Genomic DNA, 15,509 nt, shown 5'->3' on the forward strand with positions numbered 1-15,509 from the left:
CATTTATTTATTATAAAGTTGACGGACAAACATAGTTTGTAATAGGTAATTCTGTTTGCTTTATAGCAGCAAATCCACCAGCAATATCAATTAAGTTGTTAAAGCCTCGTGCTTTTAAAATAGATGCAGCAATTACCGATCGGTAACCACCAGCACAATGCACGTAATAGGTTTTGTCCTTATCAATGGCATTCATGTTTTCATTAATATAATCTAAAGCAAAATGTTGCACTTGTTCGCCTACAAGATGCTCAGAGGAGTATTCCCCATCTTTTCTAACATCTAAAACATTAATGGTTTTAGTATTAAACTCTTTATTAAAAGCATCAACAGAGATTGAAGTGATTGTTTCAATATCTTTTCCAGCATGTTTCCAAGCTTCAATGCCACCTTCAAGATAGCCTAAAGTATTATCGTAACCCACACGAGATAATCGTGTAACGGTTTCTTCTTCTCTACCTTTTGGACTAACCAAAAGAATAGGTTGCTTTAAATCGGTAATTAAAGCGCCAACCCAAGGAGCAAAACCCCCATTAATACCAATAAATATTGAATTTGGAATATGCGCTTTAACAAATTCATCCTGGGTTCTCACATCAAGCACTAAAGCATCTTCGTTGTTAGCAATAGCCTCAAATTGCTCTGGTGTTAAGGCGGTGTCGCCTTGCTTTAAAACCGTTTCAAAATCGTTGTATCCCGATTTATTCATCATCGCATTTTTTGCAAAATATTGCGGTGGTGGTGCAATACCATTCAGCACTTCTTTTACAAATTCAGCTTTGGTCATATTTGCTCTTAAAGCATAATTTGTTTTTTTCTGATCGCCTAAAACACCAACCGTTTCTTTACTTAAGTTTTTTCCGCAAGCAGAACCTGCGCCATGTGCAGGATAAACAATAACATCGTCTGGAAGTGTCATTATCTTTTCGCGTAGAGAATCATATAGCATTGCAGCCAAATCTTCTTTTGTTAAATCAGATTTAATAGCCAAATCAGGTCTTCCAACATCGCCTAAAAATAAAGTGTCGCCAGAGAATATAGCATGCTCTTTTCCGTTTTCGTCAAATAATAAAAACGTCGAAGATTCCAAAGTATGTCCAGGTGTGTGCAATACTTTTATAGTAATGTTTCCTAGTTTAAAGGTTTCGTTATCCTTGGCAGAATGAATATCATAAGTTGTTTCTGCTCCCGGACCATAAATAATAGTAGCACCAGTTTTTTTAGCTAAATCTACATGGCCAGAAACAAAATCTGCATGAAAATGCGTTTCAAAAATATATTTAATTTTTGCGTTTTCTTTATTAGCTTTATCTACATATTGTTGTGTTTCTCTAAGCGGATCGATAATAGCAACTTCTCCGTTAGATTCTACGTAATAAGCACCTTGTGCTAAACAGCCTGTATATATTTGTTCTATTCGCATAATATTGTTTTTATTTCCGCGAAGGCGAAAAATTTCTTTATCATAAATTAACTATTCAAAATTACGAAACCTTATTATTTTGGTTTGTAACTTATATTACCTTAAAACTATTTTAACTCTTTAAAAATGATGTAAACCGCCATTATTATTACAAAAAAACCAAAACTCTTTTTTAATTTTTTACCGCTTATATATTTAGATAGCCCACCACCAATTAAAATGCCTAAAATAGAAATTACGGTAAAGGTTAAAAGGAAGGTCCAATCAATATCTAAGGTTTGTACATCGCCTAAAAAACCGATTAAAGAGTTTATTGTTACTATAATTAAAGAAGTGCCAACTGCTTTTTTCATGGGTATTTTTGCCCATATTACTAAAGCAGGAACATATAAAAAACCACCACCTGCACCAATAATACCTGTTATGGTGCCAATAGTTAAGCCTTGTAAAAAGGTTTTGTAATAGGGCTGAGGTTCTGGGTCTATTTGTTTTTCTTTTCCATTTTTAATCATCGATATAGAAGCTAAAAACATGATAATTGCAAAAAACACCATGATGCCCATACCTTTCGAGAGGTGGAAGTCGCCAACAGAAAATAAGGTTTCTGGAATGCCAGGAACTAAAAAACGTCTTGACAAATACACAGCAAGAAACGAAGGAAATGAAAACGCTAAACCTGTTTTAAAATCGACTAAGCCTTTTTTAAATTTTTGGTACGTACCCACCATAGATGTTGTGCCCACAACAAATAATGAATAAGCTGTTGCTACAACCGGATTATAGCCTAAAAGGTAAACCAATAACGGTACAGTAAGAATGGAACCACCGCCACCAATAAGGCCTAAAACAAGACCAACAATTAAAGCGCCAACGTAGCCTATAATTTGAGTAGAATCCATTTAGTGAGGCAGTTTGCTTTTTAAAACACCGTAAAGGAAAGTGCCAGCAATAGCAGCGCCAATAACGATAAGCATGCTCCAAACTCCGGTTCCTAAAAGAATGTACATAGGTCCTGGGCAAGCACCAACAAGCGCCCAACCTAAACCGAAAATAATACCACCAATAATGTATCGTGTAACTCCATTATCTTTTTTAGGAACAAAAATATCTGCACCTTTTATGCTTTTTATATAGCCTTTTTTTGAAATTTGTAAAAATAGAATTCCAGAGGCAATTGCGGTTCCTATGATGCCATACATATGGAAAGATTGAAACCTAAACATTTCGTATATACGATACCATGATACAGCTTCGGATTTTACTAATACGATACCAAAAAAGATGCCTACTAAAAGAAATTTTATAGCTTTCATAATATTAAAAGATTAGGGGTAAAATAAAGTTAGTCATAATTAAACCGCCAATAAAAAAGCCAATTACAGCTATTAACGATGGTTTTTGTAAGCTGCTTAGTCCAGTAATAGCGTGTCCTGAGGTGCAACCACCAGCGTAACGCGTACCAAAACCAACTAATAAACCGCCAACAATTAAAAGTATCATTGCTTTAGGGGATACTAATATATCTGCGCTATACATTTCGGTGGGTACAAGTGTGGCTCCGGGTGTTTTAAAACCCATATTTTGCAGTTCGGTAATGGTTGTTGGGTTTAAGGTTGTTAGGCTATCGTTAGATAAAAACGTTACCGCTATAAATCCACCAATTATGGCTCCTAAAACGACTATTAAATTCCAGACTTGTTTTTTCCAATCGAACTTAAAAAAGTCGGCAAATTTGCCAGCGCCAGCAATACTACACATGGTGCGTAGGTTAGACGACATACCAAAAGTTTTACCAAAATAGAGTAGGAGCGCCATTACTAAGGCTATTAATGGGCCTGATATATACCATGGCCAAGGATTTAAAATGGATTCCATTTATTATAATTTTTGGTGCGAATTTAAACCTAACGGTTTTAAGTAACTGTAATAAATGTTACTTAAGTATAAAGAAGGTACTGGTTTTTGGGTGTGTTACTTGGTTGGCTCGCGTTAGGGATTGCAGTGGAAAGCCCACAGCGGAGGAACGGAGCGCGGACTTGTAGCGGAAAGCCCGACCCTTGGGTAACGCCCAAATGTTTTTAAAGAATTTCTATTTTATTGCGACCGAGTGAGATTTTGTTTTCGTTTTCTAGTTTTTTTAATAGTCTAGAAATGACAACGCGAGAGGTGTTTAAATCGCTAGCGATGTCTTGGTGTTTTATGGATATAATTTTAGAACTGTTTACCATTGCCATATTTTTTAGGTATTTGTGCAGGCGTTCGTCCATTTTCATAAAGGCAAGATTGTCTATGGCTTCGAGCATTTCGTCGAAACGGATTTGGTAACTTTCTAGGATGAAATTGCGCCAGCTGGCGTTGTTGTGAAACCAGGTTTGCATGTTTTGGACGGGGATGAGCACGAGTGTGGAATCTTTTTCGGCAACAGCTCTAATTTTACTTTTGGAGGTGCCCATGCAGCAGGTTAGCGACATGGTACAGGTTTCTCCAGCTTCGAGAAAATAAATAAGGAGTTCATTGCCATCTGGATCTTCGCGCATTATTTTTATATCGCCGATTAGTAGTAATGGAATGTATTGCAGGGTTTGGTTGATATCGATAATGATATCGTCCTTTTTGAAGGTTTTGAAAATGCCGTTTTTAGAGATTTCGGCGATTAAATCTGCATCGAGATTTTGAGCGAATTTTTGATTTAGCAGGTCCTTATTCATACTCAAAAATAAGAATTTAAAATGTAATAAGTTACTTTTGTAAGCACTATGGACTCGTTAACACAAATTGTTTTAGGTGCTGCAGTTGGAGAAGCTGTTTTGGGGAGAAAGGTTGGTAATAAAGCCATGCTTTACGGCGCTATTGCTGGAACCATCCCAGATTTTGATGTGTTTGCATCGCATTTTACAGATACGGTTAGTGCCTTGGCTATACATCGTGGTTTTACACATTCTGTTTTATTTTCGGTGCTTTTTGCGCCTCTTTTTGGTTGGCTGGTATCTAGATATGAGCATTTTAAAGATTTTAAAGGGTGGTCGTGGTTGTTTTTCTGGGCTTTTGTAACGCACCCTATTTTAGATGCGCATACCACTTGGGGCACGCAATTATTTTGGCCCATGGATTTACGATTGGCTTTTAAAACCATTTTTGTTATCGATCCGCTTTATACCTTGCCTTTTCTGGTGTTTTTAATTCTTGCGATGCTGCAAAGGCGAACCTCGAAAAAGCGTCGAGTTTATAACACCATTGGTTTGGTGGTGAGTTCGGTTTATTTGCTGTTAACCTTTCTTTTAAAATGGGTGGCTTTTAACGCTTTTGAGACTGCTTTAACCGACCAAAAAATATCGTATTTGCAATTAGATACGCGACCTGCGCCTCTAAATACCATACTTTGGAGTGCAAACGCGGAAACTGAAGATGCGTATTTGTTGGGGAATTATTCGTTTTTTGATAGCAAACCGATTGCTTTTGAAAGTTATCCTAAAAACCATGCGTTATTAGGAGATTTGGTTGAAAACGAAAAAGTAAAACGAATGATTGCTATTTCTGAAGGTTGGTATACCATTACTCAAGAAGCTGATACACTTTATTTTAACGATTTACGATTCGGACTTTTGAGTATGAAACCAAATTCTCAAAATTTTGTTTTTAAATATAGCATTACTGTTGATGCTACTGGCGAGGTTGTATTTACTGAAATGCCTAAAGGCAAACGGGATGCTAAAAAGCTACTTTCGGAATTATGGACGCGCTTAAAAGGAAATTAATCGGCATTTAATTTGTTGTAAATAGCTTTTGAAGCGATAAGGCCAAAGATGCTTCCTAAACTTGAAACCACACCATTTATTAGAAACAAAGAGGCGTGAAAGGTTGCGTTTTCCATAATGAACCACGGATCGAAGCCTAAGCGACCAAAGGTTTTTATGAGTAATATGCTCCCGAATACACCAATTAAAGTATTGCCTGTAAAACCAAAGGTATATTTTGGTTTAAAATAGGGAAATAGGTTTGACGCTATAATCCCTATAAAAATACTAATTAAGGAAATTAACGTACCTGTCATAACTTTAGATTTTTAGTTAATGTTCGCCATAACCAACATCATCCATTTTTCCTTTAAAGACTTTGTACTGTATAAAGGTATAAATGGCAACTAACACAGCTGCTACTGCAAACCAATACACGCCAACTGATAATCCGTATGCATCGGCAGCGACATTATACAACGTTAAATCCGGATTTATGCTATTTGTTGATGGTAACACTTTTGGGAAAATAGAGGCGACGGTTGTTGTTAAACCACCAAATAAAAATAGTGATGAAAATAAAAATCCTAAGCCATGTTTTTTGAACGTTTTTACTTTAAATAAACCAAATAAGCCTGTTAGGGTAATTATTGGAAATATCCATAGCCACGGGATGTTTAAGAAGTTATGAAAAGGTTTTGGTTCGATAACGTGCCAAACTAAAATGGAGGTTATCACCAAAATTAATAGTACGATGTTTAGGTTGAAAACTACCTTTTTAAGTTTTTCATTTAAGTCGGAATTGGTTTTAAAAATAATCCAATTGGCACCATGAATGGTTAAGGCAATAACACCAATAATACCTAATAAAAGGGTAAACCAATCAATAATTCCAAGTTGTTCGGCATGGGGACTAAAAGTAGGATTCCAAAGCGGTAAGAAGAAAAAATGAGCTTCGTGTGTAGATACGCCATTAACAACGTTTCCTAGGTTTACACCTCTAACTACGTTGCCTAATGCAATACCAAAAAATAAAGCAAGTAATAAGCTTGAAATTCCGAAAGCTTTGTCCCAGATAGATTCCCACATTTTGTTGTGAATCTGCCCTCGTAACTCTAAACCAATAGCTCTGAAAATGAGTAGCCATAAAATCATCATAAGTGGTAAATAGAAGCCACTAAAAGAAGAGGCGTATAAGGTTGGGAATGCAAAAAATAATACGCCTCCAGATGCGATGAGCCAAACCTCGTTAGCATCCCAAAACGGACCAATAGCGTTAGTAATTGCTTTTTTGTCTTTTTCTTTTTTAGCAAAGAATAAATGTATAATACCAGCACCAAAATCGTAACCATCTAAAACCACATAAATAGCTAACATTGTCATTAAAACGATATACCAAAATAATTCCATAATTAGTGTTGTTGATTTAGTTGTGGTCCATTGTTAATTATTTTGCCTGCTAGCATTAAAAAGAGTAAGCCTAAAAGTAAATACAAGCCAATAAAACCTAATAATGTAAATAAGGTGTTACCTGAAGATACGGTTGGTGAAGCACCATCGGCTGTTCTAAGCAGGTTGTAAACTAGCCATGGCTGTCTGCCTAATTCTGCAGTATACCAACCTGTTGTATTAGCGATATAAGGAAATGGCAGCATAAACATAATTGACCATAATATCCATTTGGTTTTGTAGAGTTTTTTTCGAAATAACTGTACCGCTGCTAGTAACATTAAACCAATAAATATAGTACCCAAGCCAACCATAATATGATACGCATAGTATAAACCAGGTATATTGGTTGGGTAAACTGCAGGATCAAACTCGTTTAAACCTTTAATTTCGGCATCCCATTTTTGATAGGTTAAAAAACTTAGTATGTTAGGAACAGCAATTTTATTATCTAATTTCTTTTCTAAAACGTTGGGTTGACCAATTAAAACTATTTCCGATCCGCCTTTTTCGGTTTCAAAAATGCCTTCCATTGCTGCAAAAGTTACGGGTTGGTATTTTACCACATTTTTGGCTGCTAAATCTCCTGTTGGAAACGCGACTAATAAACTAGAAATTAAGCCGAAAATAACACCTGTTTTTAAGAACAGTTTCCCGAATTCGTGATGTTTGTTGTTTAGTATGTAAAACGCACCTATGGCAGCGACTACAAATGATGATGTTACTAAGGATGCCGCTTGATTATGTAAATACGATGGCAACAACCAAGGGTTTGAAAATAAAGCGCCAAAGTTGTTCAAAACAAATTTTCCGTTTTCTAATATTTCGTAGCCAACAGGATATTGCATCCAGGAATGTGTCGCAATAATTAAATAGCCACTAGCCCAAGAGCCTAAAAAGACGAGAAATCCAGTAACGAAATGTAATTTATGACCTAGTAATTTTTCTCCAAATAAAAACAGTCCTAAAAAGGACGATTCTAAAAAGAATGAGAACATACCTTCCATGGCTAAGGTTTGTCCAATAATTCCGCCTGTTAGTTCTGAAAACTTAGCCCAATTGGTTCCAAATTGAAATTCCATAGGGATTCCGGTAACAACACCCATCGCAAAATTTAAAGCAAAAATTTTCATCCAGAATTTTGCAGCATCATTATACTTTTCGATATCTGTTCGTAGAAATTTCCATTTAAAATAAACTATCATTAAAGATAATCCCATGGTTAATTGCGGGAATAAGTAGTGAAAAGTAATAGTAAATGCAAATTGCATTCTATCGTAGAATAACATGTCTTCCATAGACTAAATTTTAGACTATAAAAATACGATACAGAAGCTTAATATTGTGTAACTTTTATTGCAAAAGATACCTTAAAATCCCATGTTTTTAAATTTTAACATTTTCAATTGTTTTTTAATAATCTAATAAATAATTTTTTTAATTATGGTATATCTTTTGTATTGCAACTAGAAAAAACAAGTTTATCTTAGTTTTTAATAAATGAAAAAAAAATCAAGATTATTTTAAATAAGATTTGGATGGAAGTTAAAAAATATTGTATATTTGCACCCACTTAAAAAGGCCTCGTGGCGCAACTGAATAGCGCACTTGATTACGGCTCAAGAGGTTATAGGTTTGAATCCTATCGAGGTCACAATTTTATTTAAAAAGCTTTAAACTAAATGTTTAAAGCTTTTTTATTTTATCTAAATTGTAAAAAAACATAAACACGCTCTTTTTCAATAAAGTAGATGTTTGAACTTTTATTTTCTCATATAATAAAATAGATTAGTAATATTACAATGATAAAAAAAACTATACTTAGGCATCTTAAATTATATTGAAATGTACCTCTGTTAATAGATATTCAGCAGTTGTATTTTTATTACCCTTTTACCGCTGCATTTTTTCTTTGAGTGATGAATCTGCTTTTATGACAGTTATGTCGCGCAAGCTCGCTTTCGCCAAAACGTAATTATTAATTTAAGAATGAGGAAGCTATTTGTAATGAGTGCATACATGGGGTTCAATATTTTTAAACCAGATAATAGTGATTAGGTTATGTTGATACTGAGATGAATTAATGAATCTTAAGGTCAAGGTCGTTAATCTGCAGGCTTCTTCAATTTAGAACATCTCAAATTCTATACATTTTTTTCTAAAATTTTAATATTCTGCAGGGAGAATTTATACTTGTGTTTTTTGAAAATCTTATTTTTTTATTTATTTCTTTGTGGACAATAAAAAATTACAAATGTTTAAATTAATTTTACTTAGCATATCAATTTTCCAAGGGACTTTGATCAGTTTAGTACTTCTGTTTTCGCCATTTTTTAAAAATAAAGCAAATAAATTTCTTGCTTTTGCACTTTTTTCTATTTCGTTTTCGCTACTTAAGGTTGCTTTGGATATTACTCAACTATTTGAAGCGTATCATTTTTTAAGAATTTTAGAAGTTATCGATTCTGAGGCGTTACTACCTGTATTCATTTTTTTATTTATTGCTAATCAGATTAATTATTCTAAACTAGAACGTAGAAAAGTATTGTGGCTGTTTATACCTTCACTTATTTCAACATTAGTCTTTGCATATTTAGAATTTGGTTTAAACAATAATATTAGTGAAGAGGTTAACCTGCATAGTATTATTAGTACGATTGTAATTGTAGTTGTTTTAGTTGTTCTTATTTTTTTCTATCCTTTTATTCTATTAAAAACATACAAACTCATTCAATTTTCAAAGCATAAGCAAGAGAAGAGCTGGTTGACTTGTTTGTGGTCTTTTGAAGTTTTTATTCTAGGCTCTTTGATGCTTCTAGTAATTTTAGCACCCTTTATTGCAAGTGAAATTTTAAACGCATTACAAATTCTAGCATTATTTTCTACTTTGCTTATATATTGGGTTGCATATACTGGCGTTTATAAGCTAAAACTAATTAACGACCGTAGTAAAATTAGAAAGTTAATAAGTAAACCGAAATCAAAAATTCAATCGAAACATACTGTTGAATCTTTAGAGAAGCCTCTAAAAACAAACGTAATTAAAGAGCAAATTTCAATATCAAAAGATAATAGTTATTATCAAACGTTAGAGAATCTTTGTTCTGTTCAAAAAATTTATAGAGATAGTAATCTAGATCGAAATTCTGTAGCCGAAATTTTGGGTATTAGTCCGAGTTATGTTTCTCAATTAGTTAATTCAATAACGGGCGAAAACTTTTCAACCTATATTAATCGATATCGTGTAGAGGAGATAAAACGCCTCATTTTAGATAAAGAATTTGAAAATTACAGTTTAGTAGCAATTGGTTTAGAATGTGGTTTTTCTTCAAAAACTACGTTTCATAATTCATTTAAAAAAATTACTGGTATGACGCCAAATGCCTATAGAAAAAAGCATCAATAGGTTCCAACTTGTTCAGTTTAGAGATATTGGAACTCCTAAATCACTACTTCTCAGTAGCTTTGCATTTAAATAAAATTAATAATGCAAAAAAATCAAGAACTAATGGGAAATACTTTTAAAGGAAAAATGTTATTATTGGTACTGTCAATTTGTTTCATTATAACAAGTTGTAGCAAAGATGATGACTCTTCACCTAGTGAATTATCCAACGATATCGAAAATCAAAACTATGTAAGAATTATTGAAGAAAACATAGCCAACCTCCCAATTAATACTCAAGTTGCTATCGCTCTAGTGTATAACGGAACTACAGAGTATATAGGAATAACTAACAATAATAATAATAAATTAAGAGGAGTAAATAATGCTGAATCGGTTTTTGAAATAGGCTCAATTACCAAAGCATTTACAGGTATTTGCTTCTCAAAAATGATTACAACAAAAGAAGCTTTATTATCTGAAACACTACAAGATCAGTTTAATTTTTTAATACCTACAGGAGGCAGTATTACACTTGAGCAATTAGCAAATCATACTTCAGGGTTGCCAAGGTTACCAACTAATATTGATGAGGTTGTTAACTTTGATATAGATAACCCTTATGCTAATTACAGTACAGAAAACTTAAAAAGTTACCTTCAAACTGACGTTAATCTCAATTCAGTAAGTGGTACTGAGTATCTATATTCCAATCTAGGTATGGGTATTTTAGGGTATACTTTGGCACAAAAGCGAAATACTAGTTATGAAGGATTGTTACAGGACATTATATTCAATCCATTAAATATGGAGAATTCTACTACTTTATTAGACAATGTTGATACGTCAAAACTAGTAGAACCAAGAGATATAAATGGAAATATCGTATCGCATTGGGATTTCTCGGAAACAACTTCTGCTGGTGGTTCCATAAAATCTTCAGTAACAGATATGTCTAAATTTATTCTTAAGAATTTTGAAGATAATACCGTCTTCAACTTGGCTCAATCAGAAACATTTGATATTGGAAATAATTTCTATATGGGCTTAGGCTGGAATATATTTAAAGCTGATGGCTACGAGTTACTCAATCATAATGGTGGTACAGGTGGTTTTTCTTCTATGCTTATGTTAGACAAAGAGACGCAAACAGGTGTAATTGTTTTATCTAATGTTGAAGATTATAATGATGCAATTGAGGAGTTGTGTAACTCTTTGTTCGTTGAAATAAATGAATAATTACATAAATTAATTAACTAAAATTATGCAGTCAGAAGCTTAAACTAGACTGGTTTTAACTTGTGATTAATTCTATTAAAAATATTTGATAAAAAAAATAGTATCATTATTACTTATTATTTTAATCTCTTGCAGCAAAAGTTCTGAAGTAGCCTTTTTCTTTAGATGGAGTTACAAATGGATTTGAAAATGGTATCTTGATATATTTAGATTATAATAATAGAGTACTAGACTCTACCATTGTAAAAGATAATACTTTTAAGTTTGAAACTAAATTGCCTGACACTATAATAAAGCTCTGGCTTCACAACAAAAGTTTTTTAATTACAGAGCATTTTGGGCAGAAAATAAACCAATGTCGTTTGATGCTACTAAAACTGATTTTAGAAATGCAAAAATAAGAGGTTCTGAATCCGAAAAGTTAAATTTCGATTTATATCAAAAAATAGCAGAACTACCTGAGAGTGAAAAAGAAAAAAATAGAGATGGAGTTTGAAAAAATAACCCTAATAGCGTTGTGAGCTCATCTATGCTTTCATTGTTCGCAACAACTTGGGGAAAACAAAATACAAAGGAACTCTTTAAAGCATTTTCAAAATAGAATAAAAACTCAAAATTTGGACAAGAAATCACAAAATATATTGAATTAAATAAGGAACCTAAAATAGGAGATCAGTTTGTTGACTTTGAATCTAAAAATTAAAATGGAGAACTACGGAAATTATCAAATTTGAAAGAGAAAATAGTCCTTCTCGAGTTTTGGGCTTCTTGGTGTGGTCCATGTTGTAAAGAAAATCCTAATCTAGTAGGTAATTATGAAATATTCGCAGTTTCTTTGGATACAGAGAAAGACGGTTGGCTAAAAGCAATAAAAGAAGATAGTTTAAATTGGGAACACGTAAGTGATTTAAAATGTCAAAAAAAAACGAAGCTTCACTAATTTATGGAGTTAATGAAATACCTGACAACTTCTTAATTGGCGAAAATGGATACATTATTGGAAAAAACTTAAGAGGTCAAGAATTAAATCATAAGTTAGAGGAGGTACTAAATAATTAAATTTTCTAATAAATCTATAATTTAGCAATTTTTTACTTTTTCTATTCTCTTTACTGTTACTTCTCTCAAGTTGGTTTTCTCAAGGAAGAATCTTCTTTTACTAAGGTTTACAAAAGCATAATTGATATGCTTTAAGACTTACAATTGTTAAATTTTTATTAGATACGATTTGCATAGTATCATAATAATATCCTCCTTCAAAAAGTTTGAACTCTGTTCGCTAAAGGGTACTAAAAAAAAACGCAACAACTTAATAGTAAGATTGTTGCGTTTTTTTTTTTATGTGTTAAATGGTCTGGTTTTAGTTTTATTTAAAGGACTCTGGAAAATTAATTTATATCCATATTTATATCACTTTCCATGTAGTCGTATTGAACAAGAAAAGGTTTGTAATTAGTTATAATTTTATCTATATGCTTGCTAGATAGTGGTTTGGTTATGTGCTTGAAACAGAATTCTTCTTTTTCCATACCTTGTACAAGTTTATAATCGCAAAGCATATATATACTAATACATTTGTTTTCTAGGTTTTTAAGTTTGTTAAATGCTTTTAAAAATGTGAGTTCGTGCTTTTCTGTTGTGTTTTTGTCTAATAATATTATATTAGGGACCTTTACAGATTGAAAGTTATTTGCGTTATTAATCTGTTTTAAAAAATTAAGAGCTGTTTTATTATTTACAAAGCTTTTTATACTGGTTTGGGCTCTCGATTTTTCTATAGTATCTCTTAAAACAAAAAGATTCGTTTTATCGTCTCCAACAAGCATAATAGTAACCTTCATAAAATTAAATTAAACTAGGTAGAGTTACTTTAAAGCATGTATCTTTATCTAGGTGGCTTTTTACAGTAATTTTGCCTTCAAGATTTTCTACAATACTCTTAACTATATATAGGCCTAGGCCATTGCCAGGTGTCTCTTCTTTATTTGCTCTATAGTATAAGTCGAATATTTTATCTATACAGCTACTTGTTATACCTTGACCATTATCGCAAACCTTAATTATAATTCTGTTTTGAAATGTTTTAACAGATATATTTATAAATGGTGTATGGTCTTTAGATTTTGGTTTAGAGTACTTTATAGCATTTTGTATTAAGTTTTGAAATATTGAACTTATCATTTCTGGATTAGAACTGAATACTCTAGTGTTAACTACTTCTGTATTAAAACGAATATGTTTAAAGTTTTCTAAACCAGAGAGCATTCTTAATACGTGGTCTATAATTTGTTCGAAATCAATAATCGAAATCTCATCGTTACTTGTAGATATTGATGATGCTTGAGAAAGGTTTTGAATGAGTCCTTTGCCTTCTTGTATTTTATTACTAAGCATATCTATTAATAGCTTTTTTTTAGAAGGAACATCTTCTTTTTTTAATAAGCTAATTAAACCTTCGGCAGACAAAAGCGGTGCTTTAAGGTCGTGTGCAGAGCGGTATAAAAATAATTCTAAATCTTTAGTTTTTTGTTTAAGCCTATTTTCTAGTTTTTTGCGCTTAGTTATGTCTAGCATAACTGCACAGTAAAAGCAATTATCGTCTACTGCAAGTGTGTTTAATGTAAACTCTACAGGAAACTGCTCTCCATTTTTACGTAAACAATACAGCTCTATAGTTTTTATATTTTGCTTTGCTTTAGTTTTATTTATAAGTTCTTTAAAATCTCCTTTTCGTACTTTTTTAGATGTTAGAAGTGTAATAGGCTTTCCTAATATTTCTAATTTAGTGTAACCAAAAGCAAATTGTGCGCCTTGATTCCATTCTGTAATATTGCCTTTTGAGTCTGCAACTACTATAATACTTGCGTTTATAGATTGGTAAATCGATCTGTATTTAGAATAGGCTAAATTGCTTTCGTGCAAATCAATTTTTTGAGACTGAGCTTTAGTTACATCATTATATATGGCAACATATTTTACTGTATTTTCTTCATCTATTCTAACAGGTATAATGGTTGTATTTAACCAAAACAATTTACCCTTGTGAGACCTATCGCTTAAAATGCCATTCCATTTTTGCCCCATTTTAATTGTTCTCCATAAGTTTTTATAGAGTTTTTCTGAGTGCAAATGAGATTTAAATAATTCATGGGTTTCTCCAATAAGGTTATTAGGATCTCTTTCTAAAATTTTACAGTAGTTTTTATTAGCAAATTCTAACCTTCCAAGCGCGTCTGTAATTGTTACTATAGAGGCTTCTTTAAGTAAAGTTTCAATGCTTTCGTTAAGGTTAGTTGATAAATAGTATTTAATTGCTTCCATAAAACTCGCTTTTAGTTTCTAAACTATACTTCTTAGCATCTACTAATTCATTAAACACACCAAAAGGAGTAATGGGGTTGTATATGCGTTTGTATGTAGTTATTAATAAATTTATACCTAAACTATTTGTAATAAAAGCTTCAGATATTCTTAATCGCAGTAGGTCTAAATTTTTTGCTAATAGCTTTGCTGCCGAAATAGAAAAAGTACCTCGAGTGTCTCTTACATCTATAAGAAAAGGCATGGCTTGTCCATTACATAATTTTGTTATAGCTCTTATATAAAGTTTTGCTCTTTTGTAATCTAGTTTGGAGTTGGTGTCTTTATTGTTGAATTTGCAGTAAAGTATTCCAGATCCATCAGTCCAAAACATAGCGTCTTCGTAAATTATAATTCCCTCTTTCATTATTTTACTTGTATGCGTTAAACTCTATATATTTTTTGTTAGAATATTGCAAAGCACCTGTGAGATTGGTGCTAATATTATTAGGCAATATTTTTGTGCTTATTAGTTTATATAGTTCTAAAAACAATTTTACTTTAAAAGACTTAACTATAAATGATTCTGAGAGTGCATAAGAATCTATTTTGGTGCTACTAGATAGTAATTTATATAAGTCAATTGCTTTTTTACTATCTAAACCTGTAAGGTCTATAAGTAGGGGCTTATATTTGCCATTTGAAAAAGCAGAGATTATAGTAATAAATAGGTTTTCAATTTCAGCTTTATGAAGCTTTTTATCGAATTTGCTGCTAAAATCGCAATGTATTACATTTCGGTCTATCCAAAACTTTACATTTTTTAAAAGTATTTTATTTTTCATCTTACAATTAATTATTACTTTTTGTAAGACAATTGGCATGCCACAAACTTAACCTGTTGCTTAGTTTGCTTGTTTTGTGGTGTTTACGTGTATGTGTTTCTTTGTAGAGGGCGCTTTATGTGACGGTATACCGT

The 15,509-nt window shown here is 32.3% G+C and carries 19 protein-coding genes and 1 tRNA gene; 8 read left to right on the plus strand and 12 right to left on the minus strand.

Annotated features, from left to right (window positions below; genetic code table 11):
• Positions 1-10 precede the first annotated feature (10 nt).
• From ABD715_RS00315 to ABD715_RS00335, 5 genes are all read right to left on the minus strand, one after another.
• Positions 11-1,423 carry an MBL fold metallo-hydrolase gene (locus ABD715_RS00315; RefSeq protein WP_344785796.1) on the minus strand — a complete coding sequence of 471 codons (1,413 nt, stop codon included), beginning with the start codon at positions 1,421-1,423 and terminating at the stop codon, positions 11-13.
• 107 nt (positions 1,424-1,530) lie between these two features.
• Positions 1,531-2,322 (minus strand): sulfite exporter TauE/SafE family protein, encoded by a 792-nt coding sequence (locus ABD715_RS00320; RefSeq protein ID WP_344785798.1) that lies wholly within the window; start codon positions 2,320-2,322, stop codon positions 1,531-1,533.
• Positions 2,323-2,736 carry a DUF6691 family protein gene (locus ABD715_RS00325; RefSeq protein ID WP_344785800.1) on the minus strand — a complete coding sequence of 138 codons (414 nt, stop codon included), beginning with the start codon at positions 2,734-2,736 and terminating at the stop codon, positions 2,323-2,325.
• A gap of 4 nt (positions 2,737-2,740) precedes the next feature.
• Entirely contained in the window at positions 2,741-3,298 is a 558-nt protein-coding gene (locus ABD715_RS00330; RefSeq protein WP_344785802.1) for a YeeE/YedE family protein, read from the minus strand.
• A 203-nt stretch (positions 3,299-3,501) separates the two neighbouring features.
• A complete protein-coding gene (locus ABD715_RS00335; RefSeq protein WP_344785804.1) occupies positions 3,502-4,131 on the minus strand; it encodes a Crp/Fnr family transcriptional regulator in 630 nt (209 codons plus the stop codon).
• 48 nt (positions 4,132-4,179) lie between these two features.
• Between ABD715_RS00335 and ABD715_RS00340 the strand changes: the two genes are divergently transcribed.
• The gene (locus tag ABD715_RS00340) at positions 4,180-5,178 is read left to right on the plus strand and encodes a metal-dependent hydrolase (protein WP_344785807.1); all 999 of its coding nucleotides are present in this window, start codon (positions 4,180-4,182) and stop codon (positions 5,176-5,178) included.
• Here the strand turns inward: ABD715_RS00340 and ABD715_RS00345 are convergent.
• Genes ABD715_RS00345 through ABD715_RS00355 form a run of 3 tightly spaced genes read right to left on the minus strand, consistent with a single transcriptional unit; the run spans position 5,175 to position 7,904 of the window.
• Complete coding sequence (locus tag ABD715_RS00345) at positions 5,175-5,474, minus strand: hypothetical protein (RefSeq protein ID WP_344785809.1); 300 nt, start codon at positions 5,472-5,474, stop codon at positions 5,175-5,177. The genes ABD715_RS00340 and ABD715_RS00345 overlap by 4 nt on opposite strands.
• A gap of 16 nt (positions 5,475-5,490) precedes the next feature.
• Positions 5,491-6,567 (minus strand): cytochrome d ubiquinol oxidase subunit II, encoded by a 1,077-nt coding sequence (gene cydB / locus ABD715_RS00350; protein ID WP_344785811.1) that lies wholly within the window; start codon positions 6,565-6,567, stop codon positions 5,491-5,493.
• A 2-nt stretch (positions 6,568-6,569) separates the two neighbouring features.
• Positions 6,570-7,904, minus strand: a complete 1,335-nt coding sequence (locus ABD715_RS00355) for a cytochrome ubiquinol oxidase subunit I (RefSeq protein ID WP_344785813.1) — start codon at positions 7,902-7,904, stop codon at positions 6,570-6,572.
• A gap of 282 nt (positions 7,905-8,186) precedes the next feature.
• Here ABD715_RS00355 and ABD715_RS00360 point away from each other — a divergent pair.
• The 7 genes from ABD715_RS00360 (at position 8,187) to ABD715_RS00390 (ending at position 12,289) form a co-directional block, all read left to right on the plus strand.
• Positions 8,187-8,260 (plus strand) — tRNA-Arg (locus tag ABD715_RS00360).
• 600 nt (positions 8,261-8,860) lie between these two features.
• Positions 8,861-10,012: a helix-turn-helix domain-containing protein gene (locus ABD715_RS00365; RefSeq protein ID WP_344785815.1), complete on the plus strand. Its 1,152-nt coding sequence runs from the start codon at positions 8,861-8,863 to the stop codon at positions 10,010-10,012.
• Between the two features lie 135 nt (positions 10,013-10,147).
• The gene (locus ABD715_RS00370; RefSeq protein ID WP_344785816.1) at positions 10,148-11,230 is read left to right on the plus strand and encodes a serine hydrolase domain-containing protein; all 1,083 of its coding nucleotides are present in this window, start codon (positions 10,148-10,150) and stop codon (positions 11,228-11,230) included.
• Between the two features lie 197 nt (positions 11,231-11,427).
• Entirely contained in the window at positions 11,428-11,631 is a 204-nt protein-coding gene (locus ABD715_RS00375) for a hypothetical protein (protein ID WP_344785818.1), read from the plus strand.
• Positions 11,586-11,726 (plus strand): hypothetical protein, encoded by a 141-nt coding sequence (locus ABD715_RS00380; RefSeq protein ID WP_344786757.1) that lies wholly within the window; start codon positions 11,586-11,588, stop codon positions 11,724-11,726. The genes ABD715_RS00375 and ABD715_RS00380 overlap by 46 nt, the downstream gene beginning before the upstream one ends.
• Positions 11,727-11,960: 234 nt before the next feature.
• A complete protein-coding gene (locus ABD715_RS00385) occupies positions 11,961-12,170 on the plus strand; it encodes a TlpA family protein disulfide reductase (RefSeq protein ID WP_344785820.1) in 210 nt (69 codons plus the stop codon).
• Entirely contained in the window at positions 12,143-12,289 is a 147-nt protein-coding gene (locus ABD715_RS00390; RefSeq protein WP_344785822.1) for a hypothetical protein, read from the plus strand. Before ABD715_RS00385 ends, ABD715_RS00390 begins: the two co-directional genes overlap by 28 nt.
• 329 nt (positions 12,290-12,618) lie before the next feature.
• Here ABD715_RS00390 and ABD715_RS00395 read toward each other — a convergent pair whose 3' ends face one another.
• Genes ABD715_RS00395 through ABD715_RS00410 form a run of 4 tightly spaced genes read right to left on the minus strand, consistent with a single transcriptional unit; the run spans position 12,619 to position 15,375 of the window.
• Positions 12,619-13,071, minus strand: coding sequence for a hypothetical protein (locus ABD715_RS00395; protein WP_344785824.1), 453 nt, complete (start codon positions 13,069-13,071; stop codon positions 12,619-12,621).
• Positions 13,072-13,075: 4 nt separating this feature from the next.
• Positions 13,076-14,551: a PAS domain S-box protein gene (locus ABD715_RS00400; protein WP_344785826.1), complete on the minus strand. Its 1,476-nt coding sequence runs from the start codon at positions 14,549-14,551 to the stop codon at positions 13,076-13,078.
• Entirely contained in the window at positions 14,538-14,957 is a 420-nt protein-coding gene (locus tag ABD715_RS00405; protein WP_344785828.1) for a DUF7793 family protein, read from the minus strand. The genes ABD715_RS00400 and ABD715_RS00405 overlap by 14 nt, the downstream gene beginning before the upstream one ends.
• A gap of 4 nt (positions 14,958-14,961) precedes the next feature.
• On the minus strand, positions 14,962-15,375 hold the full coding sequence (locus ABD715_RS00410; RefSeq protein ID WP_344785830.1) for a hypothetical protein: 414 nt from the start codon (positions 15,373-15,375) through the stop codon (positions 14,962-14,964).
• Positions 15,376-15,509: the final 134 nt, after the last annotated feature.

Source organism: Postechiella marina, from assembly GCF_039538365.1.
GTDB classification, from domain to species: Bacteria; Bacteroidota; Bacteroidia; order Flavobacteriales; family Flavobacteriaceae; genus Postechiella; species Postechiella marina.